Genomic DNA, 19,391 nt, shown 5'->3' with positions numbered 1-19,391 from the left:
AGATAATGTTGGAAATTGACTCAGGATTGACGACAGAAGAGGTGTGTGAATGCATGACGTGCCGGTCATCGATCTGTCGCGAGCACCCGGCGAGGGTCAGGCCTGGGACAGGCCGAAGATGGTCGTATATCTGTGGGGCGTGTTTGAACTGCTCTTCGTCACCAATCCGTGGCAGGTGAGCTCCGCACTGCGGGTCGCCGTGCTTCGGCTCTTCGGCGCTTCGATAGGCCAGTCCGTCATCTTCCGCCCGCGAACGCGCGTCCGATTCCCTTGGAAGCTGTCTGTAGGCGACCGCAGCTGGATCGGCGAGGGTGTCTGGTTCCACAATCAGGATCGGATCCAGGTGGGCCATGACGTGGTCATCTCACAGGAATCGTTCTTGACCACCGGCAGTCATGCACACCGCACGGACATGGCGCTCATCACGAAGCCGATCACCATCGAACCGGGCGCCTGGATCACGAGCCGTTGCATCGTTCTCGGCGGCTCGGCCATCGGAACATCTGCACTCATCAAGCCCGGAACGGTGGTGAGCGGCGCGATTCCCGCCAATTCGATCGTTGGCCAGGCAGGCATCGAGGGCCAGCGCTTCATCGAGGACGATTGAACTTGCGAGTTCTCCACGTCGTCACCCTGATCAGCCCTGACGGGGCGTACGGAGGCCCTGTCCGAGTCGCCACGAATCAGGCAAGAGCGCTCGACTCCGCAGGCAATGATGTTGTGCTGATCGGTGGAGCCCGCGGTTACGGGGCCGGGGACTCACCGGCATTCTTGGGTGACGTGGATCACCGACTCTTTCGGTCTCGAGTTGCTATCCCAGGAGTGGGATTCGCTGGCTACGCAGCCCCATCCATGCTCAGCTGGATCAGACGACATGGCCGAGACTTTGACGTTGCGCACATCCACCTGGCTCGCGATCTGACTGTGCTGCCCGCCGCCATGTTGCTGCAATGGCTGGGGGTCCCGACCGTCCTCCAGACACATGGAATGGTGGATTCGTCGACGAAAGCAACAGCACGTCTGCTCGACCTGGTCGCCACTCGAAGGACGATGCGGCGTGCGAAGCGGATTCTCTTCCTGACCGAGGCTGAGAGAGAAGACCTGCACGCAGTGGCCGGGCCAGGCCTGGTCACCGACGAATTAGTGAATGGTGTGCCCGTCCCCCATGACTCTGGCCCTCGCGATCACAAGAGGCCGCTCGAGGTTGCCTTCATAGCGCGTCTGCACCCCCGAAAGCGGGCTGTGATGTTTGCGAAGTCCGCTCTCGATCTGATTCCTCGCTACCCGGAGGTGACGTTTTCGATCGCTGGCCCCGATGAAGGATCAGGCGACGAGGTGCGTCGTCTCCACGTGATCGCTGGCTCGCCTACGTCACTCCAGATCTCGGGCGCTCTGCCTCCGGAGGACGTGTCAGGCCGGTTGTCGGAGGTCGATCTCTATGTCCTGCCCTCAATCGATGAACCGTTTCCCATGTCGGTTCTGGAGGCGATGTCTCACGGCAAGCCGGTCATTGTCACGCGTTCTTGCGGACTAGCTCCTGCGATCGAAAAAGCCGCGGCAGGGATGGTTGTCGGTACTGGACAGGGAGAACTCACCGAGGCGATCCAGACCTTCCTGGACTCTGAACAGCTTCGAGTCCAGGCGGGTGCAAACGCGAGGAAACTCATCGAGGCTCACTTTTCCATCGATGCGATCGCAGCCTCACTCCAGGCGATCTACCGCGAACTGGCCAGGATCACCGAATGAGCACTCTCAAAACGGTTCATGTCGTGCAGCCGTACGTGCCGGCGTATCGAGAGGCGTTTTTCGAATCACTTCGATCTGACCTGCGAGAGAACGGCATTCAACTTCGACTCATCGCTGGCGCTCCGCCGGAGGCGCAGGCGAAGAGAGGGGACGCCGTTTGGCTTCCGTGGGCGGACCGAATCGATGCGAAGGCGATTTCGATCGGTTCACGCAACTTGATGCTGACTGACACATCTCGCATGTGGCGGGACAGCTCAGGCGTGATACTCCCCCTCATGGGAAGCAACTTCGACATCTACCGAGCTTTGGTACTCAAGAAGGTGCGACCTCTTCGAGTTGGTCTGTGGGGACATGTGAAGGACTACGTCTCGGACTCGCACCCCCTCGATGCGGCCGCGGAACGCTTCCAGATGCGCCGCGCAGACCACATCTTCGCCTACACCGATGGTGGCGCTGCGTTCGCTCGGTCGATAGGTGTCGCTCGCCGATCAGTGACCGCACTGGGGAACACAGTTGACCTGGGACCGCTCCGTTCTGCCATCCGCGAGCTCAGCGCCGAAGAGGTCGAAGACTTCCGGCGCGAGCATCACTTGAACGGCCCTGTATATGGCTATATCGGCGGGCTAGACGCGAGTAAGGGAACTGCATTTCTTTCTGAAGTGCTGGACGCCCTCTGGCAACTCGACCCGTCCGCAAAACTACTGGTCGGAGGAAGAGGTGAGCAGGAGTCTTTGCTGAATGGCCATCGCGCCCGGGGACAGGTCATCAGCCTCGGGTATGCCGGCCCTCGCGAAAAGGCCCTTGTCGCGAAAACGGCAAATGCGCTAATCAATCCCGGTCGCATTGGCCTCATCGCAGTGGAGGCGATGGAGATGGGCCTCCCTATCCTCACGACGTCGTACGAGTACCACGGGCCTGAGCATGAATATTTGGCGGAAGGCCGTGATGTTGTGATTCTGTCGGACTCGCCTCAAGCGTTCGCTCACGGCATGCAGATTGCAGCCAGGTCCGTGCCCAGACTGGAGCGCAGGGCCGTTCCTGACCTCGAGCAGATGGTGGCGAATTTCACCACCGGGGTCATCGCGATGCTCGAGAACTGAGCAAACGCTACGCCCCTCGCGGAGATCCAGATATGGAGGCGACTAGGACGCGCTCCAAAGCCTCAAGCGCGACGGTCTCGTCGAGAACCTGTCGCCTGTAGGAGATTCCATTCTGTCCTAGCCGGTCGGCAAGCTCCTTGTCCGACGCAAGCAGGGAAACTGCTTCAAGCAGCCCTTCGATGTCGCCGGATGCAACCACCAGACCGCCCTGGGCAGCCCGGACCTCGCTGGCAGTGATGCCGGCGACGTCCGTCGCGGCGACGACCGGCCGACCTGAGTTGAAATAGGAAGTCAGCTTGCTGGGAACGGCCATCTCGCTCACGCCGGGTAGCTCGTGAACGAGGAGAACATCGGCGGCCTCGAGCGTTCCGGAAAATTCGCTCTCAGGCACGGACCCCAGAAACTCAACAGCGGCGAGTCCCGCTGCCTCTCGCTCAAGCTCGTCCCGCTGGGCGCCATCACCCAAGAACACGAAACGCATGCGGAGGTTTTTCTCCTCGGCACGTCTGGCGGCGGCGACGGCTAGTGAGAGCCCTTGCTTGACTCCCATGTTGCCAGCGTGCAGGACGACGGTTTCATCTGGGGCCCATCCGAGACGCGCACGAACCGCGGCAGCATCCGATCCCGGGGCCGTCTCGACGTGGGTCCAGTTGCGTATGACCGTAAGCCGGTCGTCTGCGAGCCCGAAGTCTTCGGCGATCTTCGAGGCGAACCTCTCGTGTATCACGATCACGTGGTCGGCGCTCCGCAAGAGCCAAAACTCGACGAGCCCTACGAATCTCGCGGCTACGCCACGCCGAGCACCCGTTTCAGCTAACCCGATCCCGTACAGATCTTGGACCCAAAGGACAAAAGGAGTTCGGTCGCGGAGGATGAGTGTTCGAAGTCGTACCAGCGCGCTGGTAAGGAGCGCCGGGGAAACGGCCACGATCACGTCCGGTCGCCCCCACCTTGTGAAAGCTTGCCGGACGCCCAGCGACAATTCGGAGATTGCTCGGCGGCTGAGCGACGGAACTCGCGGGATGTAGTGACGCTGTCGCCGCACGCTCACTCCGCCAATGGTCTCGTCGCGCGTCCACTGGCCGTAGCCGTTCCCTACCTTCCACTCCGGATAGTGAGGGTGGGCGGTCAGTACCTGCACTTTGTGCCCCCGTGAGGCCAGGCCCGCAGCCGAGCGGCCCGTATACGGCGCGATGCCGGTCGTCTCCGGGGGGAAGTTGACTCCCATCAGCAAAACGTGGATGGGCGAGGTCATGCACCGAGCGTAACTCTGGTCTGATGTTGTCTGTGTTCCGGCCACTTGGCGTCCGGACTCTCATGTCTGGGCGCCCGACTACGCTGATCGGGTGGCCACCGCCCTCTACCGCCGCTATCGGCCCGAGACCTTCGCCGAGCTGATCGGCCAGTCGCACGTGACCGATCCGCTGCGCGCCGCTCTGCGCAGCGACCGGGTGAACCACGCCTATCTCTTCAGCGGCCCGCGCGGCTGCGGTAAGACGACGTCGGCCCGCATCCTCGCTCGCTGCCTCAACTGCGCCGAGGGTCCGACCGACACCCCGTGCGGCGTCTGCCCAAGCTGCGTCGAGCTGTCGCGCGCCGGCGGAGGCTCGCTCGATGTCGTCGAGATCGACGCCGCGAGCCACGGCGGCGTCGACGACGCCCGCGACCTGCGCGAGCGCGCCGTGTTCGCCCCGGCTCGTGACCGCTACAAGATCTTCATCATCGACGAGGCCCACATGGTCACCTCGGGCGGCTTCAACGCGCTGCTCAAGATCGTCGAGGAGCCGCCGGAGCACATCAAGTTCATCTTCGCGACAACCGAGCCCGAGAAGGTCATCGGCACCATCCGCTCGCGCACGCACCATTACCCCTTCCGGCTCGTGCCGCCCGCCCAGCTCCTCGACTACGTCGCCGAGCTCTCGGCGAGCGAGGGCGTGACGATCGCGCCGGGCGTCCTCCCTCTCGTCGTCCGGGCGGGCGGCGGCTCGGTCCGCGACACGCTCTCCCTCCTCGACCAGCTCATCGCCGGCAGCGACGACGACACCGTCACCTACGAGCGGGCCGTCGCCCTCCTCGGCTACACGCACGGCTCGCTCCTCGACGAGGTCGTCTCCGCGATCGCCGCACGCGATGCGAACGCCGCCTTCCACGCCATCGATAGCGTCATCCAGACCGGCCAGGACCCGCGCCGCTTCGTCGACGACCTACTCGAGCGTCTCCGCGACCTCATCGTCGTGCAGGCCACCGCGGGCGACGCGGGCGACGTGCTGCGGGGCATCCCCGCCGACGACCTCGCCCGCATGCACGAGCACGCCGCGCTCTTCGCGCCCGCCGATCTGTCGAAGGCGGCGGATGTCGTCAATCGCGCCCTCACGGAGATGACGGGAGCAACGTCCCCGCGCCTCCATCTCGAGCTCATGATGGCGCGCGTGCTCGTCACCGCTTCGCTGAGCGGAGCGGCGCCGGTCCTCCGGGCGCCCGCGCCCGCCGCTGCTCCTGCCGCGCCCGCCCAGGACCAGGCTCCTGCGCCCGCCTCCGAGCCCGCCCCTGCACCGACCTCCGAGCCCTCGGCTGAGCGCGCTCCGGTCGAGCCGCCCGCCGCCGCCCCCGCTGCGTCCGCCGCCTCCGCCGGTCCGCTCACCCTCGATGCTCTTCGCGAGACGTGGCCCGCGATCCTCGAGCGGATCCAGTCCGAGAAGATGAGCGCCTGGACGGTCGTGTATCTCGCCGAGCCCGTCGAGCTGGAGGACGGAGACGTCCTCACGCTCGCTTTCACCTCCGAGAGCGACGCGAACCGATTCAAGGAGCGCACGAGCCCGGCCGACAGCGTGAGCGAGCACGTGCGCAACGCGATCCAGCACCACCACGGCGTGCGCGTGAAGTTCAAAGTGCGCCTCGGCGGCGCCCCGCGGCCCGCGCCGTCCGCGGCTTCGGCGCAAGCGCCGAGCGAGACGGCGCCGCCGGCCGACCCCGACCCGGCTCCGCGATTGGACCCCGCCCCGACTGCCGCGAGCGCAGCGCAGCGGCCGGCCGAGCCGGCCACTCCCGCGGCCACCGCGCCCGTCACGGGCTGGGACGTCGTCGCGATCCCCGGGTCCGCGGCGCCCACCGCCGCGGCGAGCGCGTCGACGGACGACGAGCCCCCCGCGCTCGACGACGCCGACGCCCCGACGGCCGACGACGAGCCCGCGGACGACCTGCCCTCACCGCCCCCGCCGCCTATCCACCCCGCGGAGGCCGCGGGTCGTCAGCGCTACGGCGAGTCCGTCGTGCGCGAGGTGCTAGGCGCGCGCTTCATCGGTGAAGAGATCATCGAGCCCGCCGTGAGCCTCACGCCGGCTCCGCGAGAGGACGACTAGCCCGTGTACGACGGCATCATCCAGGACCTCATCGACGAGTTCGGTCGCCTGCCCGGCATCGGGCCGAAGTCGGCGCAGCGCATCGCCTTCCACATCCTCCAGACCGAGAGCTTCGACGTCAGCCACCTTGCGCAGCTCCTCACCGACCTGCGCGAGAAGGTCCGCTTCTGCCAGATCTGCGGCAACGTCGCCGAGCAGGAGACGTGCGGCATCTGCCGCGACCCGCGCCGCATCCCGACCACGATCTGCGTCGTGGAGGAGGCGAAGGACGTCGTCGCGATCGAGCGCACCCGCGAGTTCCGCGGGCTCTACCACGTGCTCGGCGGCGCGATCAGTCCTATCGATGGCATCGGCCCCGACGACCTCCGCATTGCGCAACTACTCGGGCGGCTTAGCGACGGAACCGTCACCGAGGTCATCATCGCGACCGACCCTAACCTCGAGGGCGAGGCCACGGCCACCTACCTCACTCGCCTGCTCGTGCAGCCGAACCTCACCGTCTCGCGCCTCGCAAGCGGCCTGCCAGTAGGCGGCGACCTCGAGTACGCCGACGAGGTGACGCTTGGACGCGCTTTTGAAGGGCGACGTCGAGTGGACACACAGCGATAGCCCATCACTCCGATGCGGAGACAGGTGCTTCGACGCCGACGGCTGCAACTCTGACTCCGGTCGCTCATCGGCCGCACGACCAGGAGCGCGCGTGCCATGACAGTCACTCGGTTATCCTCGAGACCGTGGCTATCTCACCGACACGGCGCGACTCGAGGCCAGCAGATCGAATTCTCTATCTGGACGGCCTTCGCGCCATCGCCATCTTGTTGGTGATCGGCGTTCATTGGGTTCAGCCATATCTGCCGGTTGCACGGGGTGGCTATGTAGGTGTTGATGTGTTTTTCGTGCTTAGCGGATACATAATTACGAAGCTTCTCTGGACGGCCGGTCAAAACCAAAATGGTGCTAGAACCTACCGTCAGTTTATGCTCCGTCGAGCAAAAAGATTGCTGCCGGCCCTGATATTCTTCTTGACCGTCGCCACGTTGATTATTGCCATCGTAGGGAGTCCCGTTAGTGGCAGCGCGGCGATTGGGGGAGCTTCCCTCGCGCTAGCTCAGGGCATGTCCATATACAAGGGACTAGGTCTTGGGGATTCTCCATTCGCACACACCTGGTCGCTAGCGAACGAGTGGATATTCTATGTGGTGTGGCCCGCGCTCCTAATATGGGCTCGAGCACGACGTCTCAGCGCTCTAGTACTGGCCGGCATCGCCATAATGCTTGCGGTGATATTTTACCTAATTTCCTTACCATCCAGCGCGGATTGGTTCTATTACGGACCGACTTCGCGCGCATCGCAAATACTACTAGGGTGCGCGATCGCTCTATACCTGGAAAAGATGCTTAAGACCAGTCCGCAGATGAACGACAAACTGGGAAACGCCATTGTTATCGCATCAGTGGGCGCGCTCGTACTGTGGACAGTACTTGGGTCAGGTGAAAAGATGGAAGCGTATCGCTGGGTGGGGTTCCCCCTCGCCGCATTCGCAACGGGAGCGATCATCACCGTCGGGGCGATCGACGACAGACTCTGGACTCTGCGGCCGCTACGGTCTCCAGCTTTCGTCAAGATAGGACAGGTGAGTTATAGCCTCTATCTTTGGCATCTGCTGCCAATGCAGGTATTGGATAAGGACAATATCGACCTGCCGACACCTTTGCTCGCGGCAGGGGCGGTGCTCTTCGTGGCCGTTGTCACACTCTCCAGCTACTGGTTGTTTGAGAGACCCTCGCTCCGGCGACGGTCGGCGACGGCCGTGACAGGCGCCAGATGACCTCGGAGCAAGCGAAGCAATACTTTGTCTCCTCGTTGCGATCAATACAATCACAAAAATCTCGCTTAGGAACCGTCGCGACTGGTCTCGGAGCGGCCGTTTGGGTCGTCTTTAGCGCAACTCTTCTCGTGTCAGACCAGGCCGCCGGCTTGAGTATGGCAGCGTTGCCGTTCCTAATCGTCCTCTTGGTGCGATCGGCAACCTTCAGGGTATTGACAATTGTAGTTGGGGGGCTTTTCGTACTTGGGTCGTCCACCGATGTTGGCGTCACAAAAGTCCTATACTCAGCAATAGTTGCAGCGTGCGGGGCGGTCTCTCTATATCGCCTTTTGAAGGACCCGCCAGCTTATGTCCAACATTTCAGACCCGCCCTTGGCTGGGGCTTGGCGTTGCTGGCGATACTGGCGCTGGGACTATTGGCCTCACCTGAGGGGGTAGATTTTGTCACGTTCGGTCGACAGGCCATCTACTACGTCTTGCTTGTCATCGCGCCAATCGTAGGCTTAGACGCCGGCCGGGAATTAAGGCCAGCCACAGTATATCGAGTGATATTGGTCATCGGAGTTTTGGCTGCGGCGGGCTTCATGATCGACTGGCTAAATAGGAGGGGCGTCACGGCGCTCAATATCGATCGCATTGTGGTCTCTTCGTTCTTTCTGCCTGCACTCGCATTTTCGCTTGCAGTCCTGCTTGCCTTGTCGGCAAAAGCCTTCAGAGACAAGCTACTCGCAGTGGGGGCCGCGATCTCGATTCCAATCATGCTTGCGGTTACAGGGACAAGGTCCAGCATTCTGCTGCTCCTCGCTGTGGTATTTAGCATTGGGAAAGTCGGAAAGTCCAGAATACCGCCGCTGCGCGTCCTTGTGCTCTTAGCCGTTGTGGCAATACCGGCGGCTGCAATGGCGGCTTTCATATCCGCGAACGTCATTGCGGATAGAGATTTTCTCGTCCTTAGGTTTGGCGCCCTGCAGAACCTCTTGATCGGCGAGCCTGTTGCCGATTTGTCCTTCGCTCTCCGATCTCAGCAGTATGAACAAGCTCTTGCATTGATTGAATTGAGCCCTCTTCTTGGTTATGGCCTGGGGTATTCAATTCCCTTCACGCTGGACACTCCGCTACTTACAGTCGTTCGGCTCGGGCTGCTGGGCACGCTCATAGTCATTGGTCTCTTGTTCACTCTCGCAACTGGAGTGCATCGTGCGTCGCGGGAGTATGGATTCAACCCTGCGTCGACCATATTCTGGACCTTTATCGGCATCGCAGTAATCTACTTGCCATTAGGTACCCCGCTCGAGGATCGTGGATTCGCGTTTGCCCTCGTGCTTGCCCTAATGGCGGTCGGATCCGAGCTTGACGTTTCACACCGAAGGCGTGCGAGTGCGGCGCCCACCGAGCATCTCCCTCAGATCAGTGCGACATGAGATCTGGGCTGATCAGATAGCGGTCCTGTCTAGCCGGGGCCATTTACGGGGGATCGCAGCGAGCCCACGTTTCGTCGCCAGCCAGCGACAGCTGGCGCGAACAGTCTGCCCTGCGTTCACGAGTGTGGGACCTTCGGGCCTAGGTGTCGCAACTCTGGTCTCTGGGGGCCCAGAAGACCACTATTTCGTCTTCACAATATCGAGGTATAGCTCGATATAGCTGTTGGCCGTATTGCTAATAGAGAAGGAGCGATAGAGCGCCGGAGCCACCTTCCGAGACGCCGCAGTCATCGAGTCTAGATTCTCAATTGCGAAACGGAGTGACTCTGAAGCGCCGTCATGGTGGTCATCAGCAAATGTGACGTGAACGACATTCTCTGGAAGGGTCTTTGCGACATTCTCGCTGCAGACAATAGGCACGCCGATGGTGGCAGCTTCAAGAAGTACAATACTATTGGCCTCGCGAGAGGCGGGATGGAAAAGAAGGCTTGCCCTCCTTAGAACTTCGGACGGTACGGTTGTCGGACCTGCAAACCTGAGCTGGGGGGACAGGTGAGAAGGTATAGCGGGCTTCTCGTACGATGAATTCTCTGGCCCGTACCAGGTGAAGCTGACTCCGGCATGGGTTTTGGTGACGGATTCCGCCGCGGCGCGCCAGAGATCCGGGTTCTTTTGCGGAACTATTCGACCGATAGTCACGACCTCGATGCTGGAGCCTGTCGTTCGCACAGATGGTCGGAACTCGGGGGACACGCCGTTAGGTATGTAGCGAACATCCACACGATTGCCAAAGTGCGCCTTGTAGGCGCTAATTTGCCCGTGGCCCACCCCAACGACCAGGTCCGTGCGAACCGAGAGGAGTCGTTCGGCGAGGTTAAGTTTCCAATCAGCAAAGTCGTCGGAAGCGCTGTGCAACACTGAGAACAATTTCGCTGAACGTCGCCGTGCAATTCGTGAATAGAGGCTTGGAAGCGCCGAATGCGCAATGATGAGGTCTGGCGTCAATTCGTCAAACGTTCGTCTTAGTTCGCGCAGCTTCTTGGCTCTCGACCATTTCGACTGAGTGGGATCCAAATAGACGATCCTTGTCCAATGCCCGGTGGAACTCCACTCACGATCGAGCGAAGCGGCAAGTGTCTCCGCACCCCCAATTTGAGGAGACAGCAACACTTGCACAATGCGGACGCGGGGTATCAAGAATCTTCCTTTCGCAGCCCTCGAAGGAGCAGGAAGGCGTAGACGGATGAGGCGAACATTTGGGTGATGGCGAAGGCCCAAGACGCCGCGAGGGCCCCCATCGCCACCGCAAAGGACGCAACGATTGCGAGTCGAGCGAAGGCGGAGCTTGTTGTGATGACGGCCACAGCCCGATCCATGCCGTGAGTCTGAAGTGCTACAGCCATCGGTTGGTTCAGAATAGCCGGAATAGTTCCTAGAGCGAGTACTTGCAGAACCGGAACCGCGTCGGTGTAGGCGCCCCCCAGCAGCACGGGGACCAGCTGGGGTGCCAAGAGGATCATCGCGCCCGACGCAAAGAGGCTGATGTATAGCATCCATGCCGCATTTCGTACCGCGGACCATGATCCTCTGAGGGATCGCGCGGCTGCCATAAATGGCACCGATGTGGAGGCGAAAGCACTAGCCAATAGTCCCAAAGGCTGAGTCCAGCGATTGACTGAGCCATAGATCCCCGCGGGGGCCGTGCCGGCAAGCGCAGCGAGCAACGGAAGGTCGACCGACTGGATTGCATTAGCAGTGCTACTCAGACCGTAGTTGGTCGCACCCGACCACGGATTCAATACTAGCCTTGTGGGCCTGCCCCCGCGGAATACTCGGGCGGTTGCTAGCATGTTGAGCGCAGCTTCACCGACTGATCCGATCGCAATCGTCAGGATTAGCGCTGTACTGGCGGCGACGCCAATGACCAGTAGGTATGCCATGCAAAGGGCCATGATGAGTTTACTTATCAGTATGGAGCGAGCAAGTAGGTCGCTCCGCGCTGAGGAGCGAAGGGCGACCTGGGTCGATAATGACAGGGAAATTCCGATTGCAAGCGCACCAACCCACCAGAGCGAGAAATCTCGCAGCAGGGTTGACGTCACAACAATGAGAACAGTCAGAATAGCGGCAAGCCAAAGATTCTTACTTAGAGAGCGTTCAACCATCTCACGCATAAGCAATCGACCAGACGAAAGTTCACGAATCCAGTAAGATGAGGCTCCGAAATCGACAACTCCGACAACGGTATAGCTGATAGCGATTATAGTCGCCGCGATTCCAAAATCCGATGGGCCACTAAGCCTGGCCGCGACGAGATACATAATGGCCACCACGACCTGCGATGTCGCCGAAGCTAGGGCAAACAGTATTGTTTGTCCTGTGGGTTTACGCGTCCAGTTCAAGATTCTCCCGGAAACTGATCTCGATCAACTACTGGCATTCAAGGAGTCCTCGAGCAAAACTCGCTGGGGAGGCGTCTAGCCGCATGGGCCTGGTCGGCAACCCCGCCACTCGTTTGCCGCCGGAGGCGATTCCATCCGACGTAAGCGGAACCCACACCCCGGCTCCGCCGAGCTGAGAGATGTCGTGCCGGAGGCTCTTCGCTCCGGCGGCGAGAACCGGTGTTCCTACGCTGAGAGCTTTCCCAAGAATGCCGCTTGGTCCTTCGTTTGAGTGCGCAAGTACCACACAGTCCAGTGCTGCAATGAGCGAGTCCAGCTCTTGGTCCTCGAGAACCCGAGGTAAGCGGAGAACTGGTATGCCGAGCGTCCTAAGAGGAGATAGCCAGTTCGCGACGGTGGTTTCGTCCTGTTCGGAGTTTCCCGCAAGGACGAAACCGCATGAGTCGCCAAGTGCTGCCAAACCTTCGGACACGATATCGACATTCTTGCGAGAGCTTATCGCTCCAACTATCCCGAACCAGAACCTGCCCGGGCTGTCAGCCTTCGCGTTCAAGAATTCGGCAGGAACATGCTGTAGCTCAGTTGAAACTTCTATGGGGTCAAGGATGTCATGGGCGCCGGGCGTCGTTGTTGTGGGGCTCCGTAGACAAATTACGCGCACGGAGTGTCTAGATCGAGCAACTAGCCGAAGGATGGATTTCGCAAGGGATTGTAATTGACGCAAAGTTTTGTGCCTTGATTGACCCAGGACCCTCATGATCAAAAGAGTTGTCGGGCACTTTGCTACGGCGCCGTGGTGAATAACGTCGCGAAGGAAAGAGTCGCCGTCGATAAATATAATCGAACTCGGTTTGAGCGACGCGGCAAGTACTTGAATGTTGTTGCGGCTAAAATCGCTGATTTGAATAACGCGAAATCGGTTGGCATCTTGGGAAGAGAGATGTTGCTTGAACTCGTCTTCCTTGTGGGAGCCTTCAGGTAGCGCGAGATAGATATAGGTCTGACGATCTGAATATTTTATGAGATAACGGACGTACGACAACCGGTGTCCGCGAATGCTCTCGGCGACTACCAAATGCGTTTTGTTTGTCAATAGTTCGCGGCCGATCTCTCTCGTTTAAGATAGTTGTCTAGACTCCGCGCGTATCGGATTTCATCGTACGTCGACCCACTCAACTTGCGGGCGCGGCCTCTAGCGGTGCCTGTCGCTCGTTCAGATTTTATGTCATGACGCGCTCAGCAGAATTTGTGGCGGCGTGGTGCTGGCGAACGGTTGTGCGACTCTGAGGTGCGTTCAGTCGTCCACGATTCAAGTTAGAACCGGACCTCAGACATCTCCGTTCTGCTTGCCGCGCGCATCCTACTTGTGCCAACGGACCCGGATCCTATCGACCCAAGGCCCGCCGCCGCCGTCGTGCCGTGCGTCCGGCCGACGAGGGCGGTCACCACCGCGAAGTCACTGCAGCACCTTCCACCCGCACCCCACCGGATGCGGCGAGCGGACGCGCATCCAGCCCCCACAGCCACAGGAGTTTCGCCGTGAGCCTCATCGTGCAGAAGTTCGGCGGATCCTCCGTCTCCGACGCCGAGAGTATCAAGCGCGTCGCCAAGCGCATCGTCGCCACGCGCAAGGCCGGCAACGACGTCGTCGTCGCGGTCAGCGCCATGGGCGTCACCACCGACGAGCTGCTCAACCTCGCCCACGAGGCCAGCCCCCTGCCCGACCTGCGCCGGGTCGTCAAGCTCCTCACAGACGGGCGCGCTCAGAACCAGTCTGTCGAGAACAGACCCTCGACCTGAGCACGCACGGCGTCACTGACCGAGGCCGGCCCGCCCAGGATCACGATCCGCAGGGGCCGCATGCGAACCAGTTCCCTGACCACTGCGTCGGAGACGCCCGACGGGTCGGTCAGAAGAATCGGCCCGAAGTGATCGAGGGCGCCGGCCGGCGCGCCGCCAGAGAGAGCGTCCGGAAAGTTCAGCCCCGTCGATAGGTATGCGACCTGGGGGCGACCGGGGAAGCGGGCGGCGGCGAGAGCTGCTGAGGCTTCGTAGCGGTCTGCTCCGCCCACTCGGGAGACGGAACTGTTCAGCGCGCGAAGCTGCTGCACGACGCTCTCGCTGATCGAAGCGGGCCCGCCGAGCACCACGATCTCCTGAGGTTGCAGGCGCACGATCTCGGCGGCGACCGAGGCGGGCAGGAAGTTGGAGCCGACCAGGAGGAGCGGGCCGTCGGTCGCGCCGGCCGCAGCGCCCCCACCGAGAGCGTCGGCGAACTTCTCGCCCGTGGCGATCATGACCGCCTGCACGCCCGGTTCGAAGGTCGCTGCGGAGATGGCCGCCGACACGGCGTAGCGATCGGGCCCGCTGATGCGCGAGATGGAGGGCTTGTACTGACGAACTTCATCGACGACGGCGTCGCTCACCGACGCGGGCCCGCCGAGCACCACGACTCGTGCGGGTTGCAGCCGGTCCAGCTCCTGCGCGACGGAAGACGGCAGGTACGACCCCGCCGTCAGAAGTAGCGGTCCTTCCGCAGGCGACTTCCCCGCGGCGGCCGAGCCGGCCAGAGCATCCGGGAACTTCTCGCCAGTGGCGAGATAGACGACGGGAACGCCGGGCTCGTAGAAGCGCTCCGAGATCGCCGCAGAGGCCGCGAAGCGATCGGGCCCGTCGGCGCGTGAGACCACCGGAACGGTTCGTTGCAGCTCAAGCTCGTAGGGCGTCCGTGCCCCGTTCGTCACCAGAAGATCCCGCCGCTCGCCGTACAGCTCGATGTTCGTCGACTCAGGGTCGAACGGTGCGCCGCTCGTCCACCAGTTCGAGAGCACGGTCAGCGAGTACCGCCCCGGTTCCAGGGGCTGCGAGACCGGCTGCTCGCCGATCGGCGACGCCCACTGGGCCGGCAGCGTCTGCGGGCCCCCGGGGGCGTCCTCGTGGATGAGCGTGAACACCGTGAAGAAGGGGTCCGGACCCCGGACAGTGCCCTCCGGCTGCACGACGAGATAGGGCCAGCCCTGGATGTGACCGCCGGCATCGAGCTCGAGGTCGGCGTCGACGATCGTCTGGCCGGGCGCGACGGTCAGTGCGTCTGCGCCCTCGAGCGAGCGGGAGCCGCCCGAGAACTCCGGCAGCGCGAGCAGCCCCGTCGCCGGGTTGCGGCCCGTCACCCCGATCGTGTGGGTGCCCGGGGCGACCTGGATCGAGAAGCGGCCCTCACCGTCCGTGCCCGCACCGGCGGTTCGATCGCCGTCGGTGTACACGCTCACGTCAGCACCCACGAGGGGGGTCGGTACACCGTCGGCGCCGATCAGGGTGACGATGCCCGACAGCACGCCGGGGTTGTCGACGCCATCGAGATGACTCGCATGAGCGTGCGAGGCAGTGCTGAGGGAGACCACGAGCGCTACGGCGACCCCGAGCGCTCTCGCTGCGCTGCGAGACAGAGACGACATGGTTCCTCCGAGATTTTCTCGACCGTATCAGCCGACTTGAGGATCACGAATGCCCGCCCCTCGTTCATGCCGGGCGTGGCACGCGGCCCCGCTACAATCGATCCAAGGCCCGCCGCCGCCGTCGTGCCGTGCGTCCGGCCGACGAGGGCGGTCACCCCCGCGAAGTCACTGCAGCACCTGTCATCCGCACCCCACCGGGGGCGGCGAGCGGACGCGCACCCAGCCCCCACAGCCACAGGAGTTCCGCCGTGAGCCTCATCGTGCAGAAGTTCGGCGGATCCTCCGTCTCCGACGCCGAGAGCATCAAGCGCGTCGCCAAGCGCATCGTCGCCACGCGCAAGGCCGGCAACGACGTCGTCGTCGCCGTGAGCGCCATGGGCGACACGACCGACGAGCTTCTCGACCTCGCCCACGAGGTCAGCCCCCTCCCCGACCCGCGTGAGCTCGACATGCTCCTCACCACCGGTGAGCGCATCTCGATGGCGCTCCTCGCCATGGCGATCAAGAGCATGGGCGTCGAGGCCCTGTCGTTCACGGGCAGCCAGGCGGGCATGATCACGGATGCCCAGCACGGCGCCGCCCGCATCGTCGACGTCACCCCCGTCCGCGTGCGCGAGGCGCTCGACCAGGGCGCCATCGCGATCGTCGCCGGCTTCCAGGGCTTCAACCGCGACAGTCGCGACATCACCACGCTCGGCCGCGGCGGCAGCGACACCACCGCGGTCGCGCTCGCCGCCGCCCTCGAGGCCGACGTCTGCGAGATCTACACCGACGTCGACGGCGTCTTCACCGCCGACCCCCGCGTCGTGAAGAAGGCGCGCAAGATCGACCGCGTCACCGCGGAAGAGATGCTCGAGCTCGCCGCGAGCGGCGCGAAGGTGCTGCACATCCGCGCCGTCGAGTTCGCGCGCCGTCACGGCGTCACCATGCACGTCCGCTCCTCGTTCACGCACGACGAGGGCACCTGGGTCATCAGCCCGACTGAGGGAGAAGAAGTGGAAGAACCGATCATCACCGGCGTCGCGGGCGACCTCAGCGAGGCGAAGATCACGGTCGTCGGCGTGCCCGACACCCCGGGCAAGGCCGCCGACATCTTCACGATCGTCGCCAAGACCGGCGCCAACATCGACATGATCGTGCAGAACGTCAGCGCCGCCTCCACCGGCCGCACCGATATCTCGTTCACCCTGCCCAAGAGCGACGCCGAGAAGGTGCTCACCGCGCTCCGCGCCGAGCAGCCCGCGGTCGGCTTCGAGTCGCTGCAGCACGACGACCAGATCGGCAAGCTCTCCGTCGTCGGCGGCGGCATGCGCACCAACGCCGGCGTCAGCGCACAGCTGTTCACCGCACTCAAGGACGCGGGCATCAACATCGAGATGATCTCCACCTCCGAGATCCGCATCTCGGTCGTGACGCGCGCCGACATCCTCAACCACGCCGTGCAGGTCGTGCACTCCGCCTTCGGGCTGGATGGCGACACCGAGGCGAGCGTCTACGCGGGCACCGGTCGCTAGACCGGGCCGCGTTCACTCAGCGGCGCCCGAGCCCCTCGTACTGCCAGCCCGCCGCGCGCCACGCCGCCGGGTCGAGGCAGTTGCGGCCGTCGACGATGACGCGGCCGGCCGTGAGGCTCGACGCGTGCTCGGGCGTCAGCTCGCGCCGGTACTCGTCCCATTCCGTCACGAGCACGATCGCGTCGGCGTCGGTGATCGCCGCGTCGCGGTCGGCGACGTACGTCAGGTGCGGATGCACGCGCCGGGCGTTCTCGATCGCCTGCGGGTCGGTCACCCGAACCTCCGCGCCCAGGCCGTGCAATCTCACGGCCACCTCGAGAGCGGGTGAATCGCGCACGTCGTCGCTGTGCGGCTTGAACGCGGCGCCGAGCACGGTGATGCGCTTGCGGTGCACCGAGCCGCCGAGGGCCTCGACGACCAGCTGCACCGCGCGCGTGCGGCGCCGGAGGTTGATCTCGTCGACCTCGCGCAGGAACGCGATCGACTCGCCGCGGCCGAGCTCCTCCGCTCGAGCCGCGAACGCACGGATGTCTTTCGGCAGGCAGCCCCCGCCGAACCCGATGCCCGCGCCGAGAAAACGACGGCCGATGCGGTCGTCGTAGCCCAGGGCATCCGCCAGATGGCTCACGTCGGCCCCGACCGTCTCCGCGATCTCGGCCATCGCGTTGATGAACGAGATCTTCGTCGCCAGGAAGGCGTTCGCCGCCACCTTGACCAGTTCGGCCGTCGCAAGATCCGTGACGAGGAAGGGCGAGCCGGTCGCGATCGGCTCGGCATACGCCTGCTGGAGCAGCGCGACTGCTGCGGCACCGGCCTCGCCGTCGGGGGCGCCCACCACCAGACGGTCGGGGCGCAGCGTGTCCTCCACCGCCCAGCCCTCCCGCAGGAACTCCGGGTTCCACACGAGCGTCGCGCCCGTGTCGGCCAGGCGTGACGCGAGTCGCGCGGCTGTGCCCACCGGTACCGTCGACTTGCCCGCGACGACGTCGCCGGATGCGAGGTGCGGCGCGAGGGCGTTGACGGCGGCGTCGACGAACGTGAGATCCGCCGCATCGGAGTCGCGGCGCTGCGGCGTGCCGACCGCGATGAAGTGCACGGCGGCACCGCGGGCCTCGGCGATGTCGGTCGTGAAGCGCAGACGACCGGAGGCCACGCCGGCCTCCAGCAGCTCGGGCAGACCCGGTTCGAAGAAGGGTGCGCGGCCGGCGGAGAGCGCCTCGACCTTCGCGGCGTCGGTGTCCACGCCGACCACGTCGTGGCCGAGCGAGGCCATCGCGGCGGCGTGCACCGCGCCGAGGTAGCCGCAACCGATGACGGAGAGCCGCATGAGTGAACCTTTCGTCGGGTGCCACCACTCTGCCGCACGTTCGGGCCGCCCCCGCGCCGACAGTACGATCGAGAGGTGACCGCCACCACTTCTTCCACGGGCATCCGCATCGGCGTCGTCGGCGCCACCGGCCAGGTCGGCGCCGTCGTGCGTCAGCTGCTCATCGACCGGGCGTTCCCGATAGCCGAGATCCGCTTCTTCGCCTCCGCGCGCAGTGCCGGCACGACCCTGCGCTTCGGCGATCAGGATGTCGTGGTCGAGGATGCCGCGACGGCCGACCCCACGGGCCTCGACATCGCGATCTTCAGCGCGGGCGCCACGACGAGCAAGGCCCAGGCGCCGCGCTTCGCGGCCGCCGGCGTCACCGTCATCGACAACTCCTCCGGCTGGCGCATGGACCCTGAGGTGCCGCTCGTCGTCAGCGAGGTCAACCCGCACGCCATCGACCAAGCGGTCAAGGGCATCATCGCCAACCCCAACTGCACGACCATGGCCGCGATGCCCGTGTTGAAGGTGCTCGACCGCGAGGCCGGGCTGCAGCGCCTCATCGTGAGCACCTACCAGGCAGTCTCGGGTGCCGGCCTCGCCGGCGGCGAGGAGCTGCTCGAGCAGGCGAAGGCCGTCGTCGCACAGGACGCGATGGAGCTCGTGCACGACGGCTCAGCCGTCGACTTCCCAGAGCCCGGGAAGTTCCCCAAGAACATCGCCTTTAACGTCATCCCGCAGGCCGGCTCGTTCGTCGACGACGGCCTCGGCGAGACGGACGAGGAGAAGAAGCTGCGCAACGAGAGCCGCAAGATCCTCGAGCTGCCCGAGCTGCTCGTGAGCGGCCTGTGTGTGCGCGTGCCCGTCTTCACCGGCCACTCGCTCGCCATCAACGCCGAGTTCGAGCGCCCGATCAGCCCCGAGCGCGCGCGCGAGCTGCTCGCCGACGCGCCCGGCGTGCAGCTGATGGACGTGCCGACGCCGCTCGACGCGGCCGGCGCCGACCCGAGCCTCGTGGGGCGCATCCGCACCGATGAGGGCGTGCCCGGCGGACGCGGCCTCGCGCTGTTCATCAGCAACGACAACCTGCGCAAGGGCGCCGCCCTCAACGCGGTGCAGCTCGCCGAGCTCGTCGCCGCGAAGAAGTTCACCGCCGTCTGACGCCGCGTCGCCGACCCCGGCGGGCCGCAGGGCTGACATAGACTCGCCTGTCGGGGGCCGGCACTGCTGCGTGGCTTCCAGACTCGACCCCG

14 protein-coding genes and 1 pseudogene are annotated in these 19,391 nt (G+C 63.9%); 10 read left to right on the top strand and 5 right to left on the bottom strand.

The window, feature by feature from the left end:
• Positions 1-49 precede the first annotated feature (49 nt).
• From ID804_RS08775 to ID804_RS08765, 3 genes are read left to right on the top strand one after another with little or no spacing between them, the layout of a single operon-like run.
• Positions 50-607 (top strand): LbetaH domain-containing protein, encoded by a 558-nt coding sequence (locus ID804_RS08775; RefSeq protein ID WP_169079386.1) that lies wholly within the window; start codon positions 50-52, stop codon positions 605-607.
• A complete protein-coding gene (locus ID804_RS08770) occupies positions 604-1,746 on the top strand; it encodes a glycosyltransferase (protein WP_317451237.1) in 1,143 nt (380 codons plus the stop codon). The genes ID804_RS08775 and ID804_RS08770 overlap by 4 nt, the downstream gene beginning before the upstream one ends.
• A complete protein-coding gene (locus ID804_RS08765; RefSeq protein WP_169079390.1) occupies positions 1,743-2,846 on the top strand; it encodes a glycosyltransferase in 1,104 nt (367 codons plus the stop codon). Before ID804_RS08770 ends, ID804_RS08765 begins: the two co-directional genes overlap by 4 nt.
• 7 nt (positions 2,847-2,853) lie before the next feature.
• On the opposite strand, the gene ID804_RS08760 is transcribed toward ID804_RS08765, so the two are convergent.
• Positions 2,854-4,101, bottom strand: coding sequence for a glycosyltransferase (locus ID804_RS08760; protein ID WP_169079392.1), 1,248 nt, complete (start codon positions 4,099-4,101; stop codon positions 2,854-2,856).
• A 91-nt stretch (positions 4,102-4,192) separates the two neighbouring features.
• Between ID804_RS08760 and ID804_RS08755 the strand changes: the two genes are divergently transcribed.
• The 4 genes from ID804_RS08755 (at position 4,193) to ID804_RS12420 (ending at position 9,455) form a co-directional block, all read left to right on the top strand.
• Positions 4,193-6,205: a DNA polymerase III subunit gamma and tau gene (locus tag ID804_RS08755; RefSeq protein ID WP_169079394.1), complete on the top strand. Its 2,013-nt coding sequence runs from the start codon at positions 4,193-4,195 to the stop codon at positions 6,203-6,205.
• Between the two features lie 3 nt (positions 6,206-6,208).
• Entirely contained in the window at positions 6,209-6,814 is a 606-nt protein-coding gene (recR, locus tag ID804_RS08750; protein ID WP_169079396.1) for a recombination mediator RecR, read from the top strand.
• Between the two features lie 125 nt (positions 6,815-6,939).
• Complete coding sequence (locus tag ID804_RS08745; RefSeq protein WP_169079398.1) at positions 6,940-8,034, top strand: acyltransferase family protein; 1,095 nt, start codon at positions 6,940-6,942, stop codon at positions 8,032-8,034.
• Between the two features lie 128 nt (positions 8,035-8,162).
• The gene (locus tag ID804_RS12420) at positions 8,163-9,455 is read left to right on the top strand and encodes an O-antigen ligase family protein (protein WP_169079400.1); all 1,293 of its coding nucleotides are present in this window, start codon (positions 8,163-8,165) and stop codon (positions 9,453-9,455) included.
• A gap of 180 nt (positions 9,456-9,635) precedes the next feature.
• Here the strand turns inward: ID804_RS12420 and ID804_RS08735 are convergent, their stop codons facing one another.
• Together ID804_RS08735 and ID804_RS08730 are read right to left on the bottom strand one after the other, a co-directional pair.
• On the bottom strand, positions 9,636-10,625 hold the full coding sequence (locus ID804_RS08735) for a glycosyltransferase family 4 protein (protein WP_396790514.1): 990 nt from the start codon (positions 10,623-10,625) through the stop codon (positions 9,636-9,638).
• Positions 10,626-10,648: 23 nt separating this feature from the next.
• Positions 10,649-11,857, bottom strand: a complete 1,209-nt coding sequence (locus ID804_RS08730; RefSeq protein ID WP_169078845.1) for a lipopolysaccharide biosynthesis protein — start codon at positions 11,855-11,857, stop codon at positions 10,649-10,651.
• A 1,539-nt stretch (positions 11,858-13,396) separates the two neighbouring features.
• Between ID804_RS08730 and ID804_RS08725 the strand changes: the two are divergent.
• A pseudogene (locus ID804_RS08725) lies at positions 13,397-13,615 on the top strand (amino acid kinase family protein); the annotation flags it as partial.
• A 5-nt stretch (positions 13,616-13,620) separates the two neighbouring features.
• Here the strand turns inward: ID804_RS08725 and ID804_RS08720 are convergent.
• Positions 13,621-15,126: a cell wall-binding repeat-containing protein gene (locus tag ID804_RS08720; protein ID WP_169079404.1), complete on the bottom strand. Its 1,506-nt coding sequence runs from the start codon at positions 15,124-15,126 to the stop codon at positions 13,621-13,623.
• Positions 15,127-15,560: 434 nt separating this feature from the next.
• On the opposite strand from ID804_RS08720, the gene ID804_RS08715 reads away from it, so the two are divergent.
• Positions 15,561-16,826 carry an aspartate kinase gene (locus tag ID804_RS08715; protein ID WP_169079406.1) on the top strand — a complete coding sequence of 422 codons (1,266 nt, stop codon included), beginning with the start codon at positions 15,561-15,563 and terminating at the stop codon, positions 16,824-16,826.
• Between the two features lie 16 nt (positions 16,827-16,842).
• On the opposite strand, the gene ID804_RS08710 is transcribed toward ID804_RS08715, so the two are convergent.
• The gene (locus ID804_RS08710; protein WP_169079408.1) at positions 16,843-18,153 is read right to left on the bottom strand and encodes a UDP-glucose dehydrogenase family protein; all 1,311 of its coding nucleotides are present in this window, start codon (positions 18,151-18,153) and stop codon (positions 16,843-16,845) included.
• 75 nt (positions 18,154-18,228) lie between these two features.
• On the opposite strand from ID804_RS08710, the gene ID804_RS08705 reads away from it, so the two are divergent.
• Positions 18,229-19,299, top strand: a complete 1,071-nt coding sequence (locus ID804_RS08705) for an aspartate-semialdehyde dehydrogenase (protein ID WP_169079410.1) — start codon at positions 18,229-18,231, stop codon at positions 19,297-19,299.
• The last annotated feature ends 92 nt before the right edge of the window (positions 19,300-19,391 follow it).

This window comes from Microcella alkalica, assembly GCF_014595885.1.
GTDB classification, from domain to species: domain Bacteria; phylum Actinomycetota; class Actinomycetes; order Actinomycetales; family Microbacteriaceae; genus Microcella; species Microcella alkaliphila_B.
Note: the sequence above shows the minus strand (reverse complement) of the source record. Positions and strands in the feature narration are given on the sequence as shown.

Coding starts and splice junctions, on each gene's coding strand:
- ID804_RS08775 (WP_169079386.1), top strand. CDS start 50: ATGCATGACGTGCCGGTCATCGATCTGTCGCGAGCACCCGGCGAGGGT.
- ID804_RS08765 (WP_169079390.1), top strand. CDS start 1,743: ATGAGCACTCTCAAAACGGTTCATGTCGTGCAGCCGTACGTGCCGGCG.
- ID804_RS08760 (WP_169079392.1), bottom strand. CDS start 4,101: ATGACCTCGCCCATCCACGTTTTGCTGATGGGAGTCAACTTCCCCCCG.
- ID804_RS08710 (WP_169079408.1), bottom strand. CDS start 18,153: ATGCGGCTCTCCGTCATCGGTTGCGGCTACCTCGGCGCGGTGCACGCC.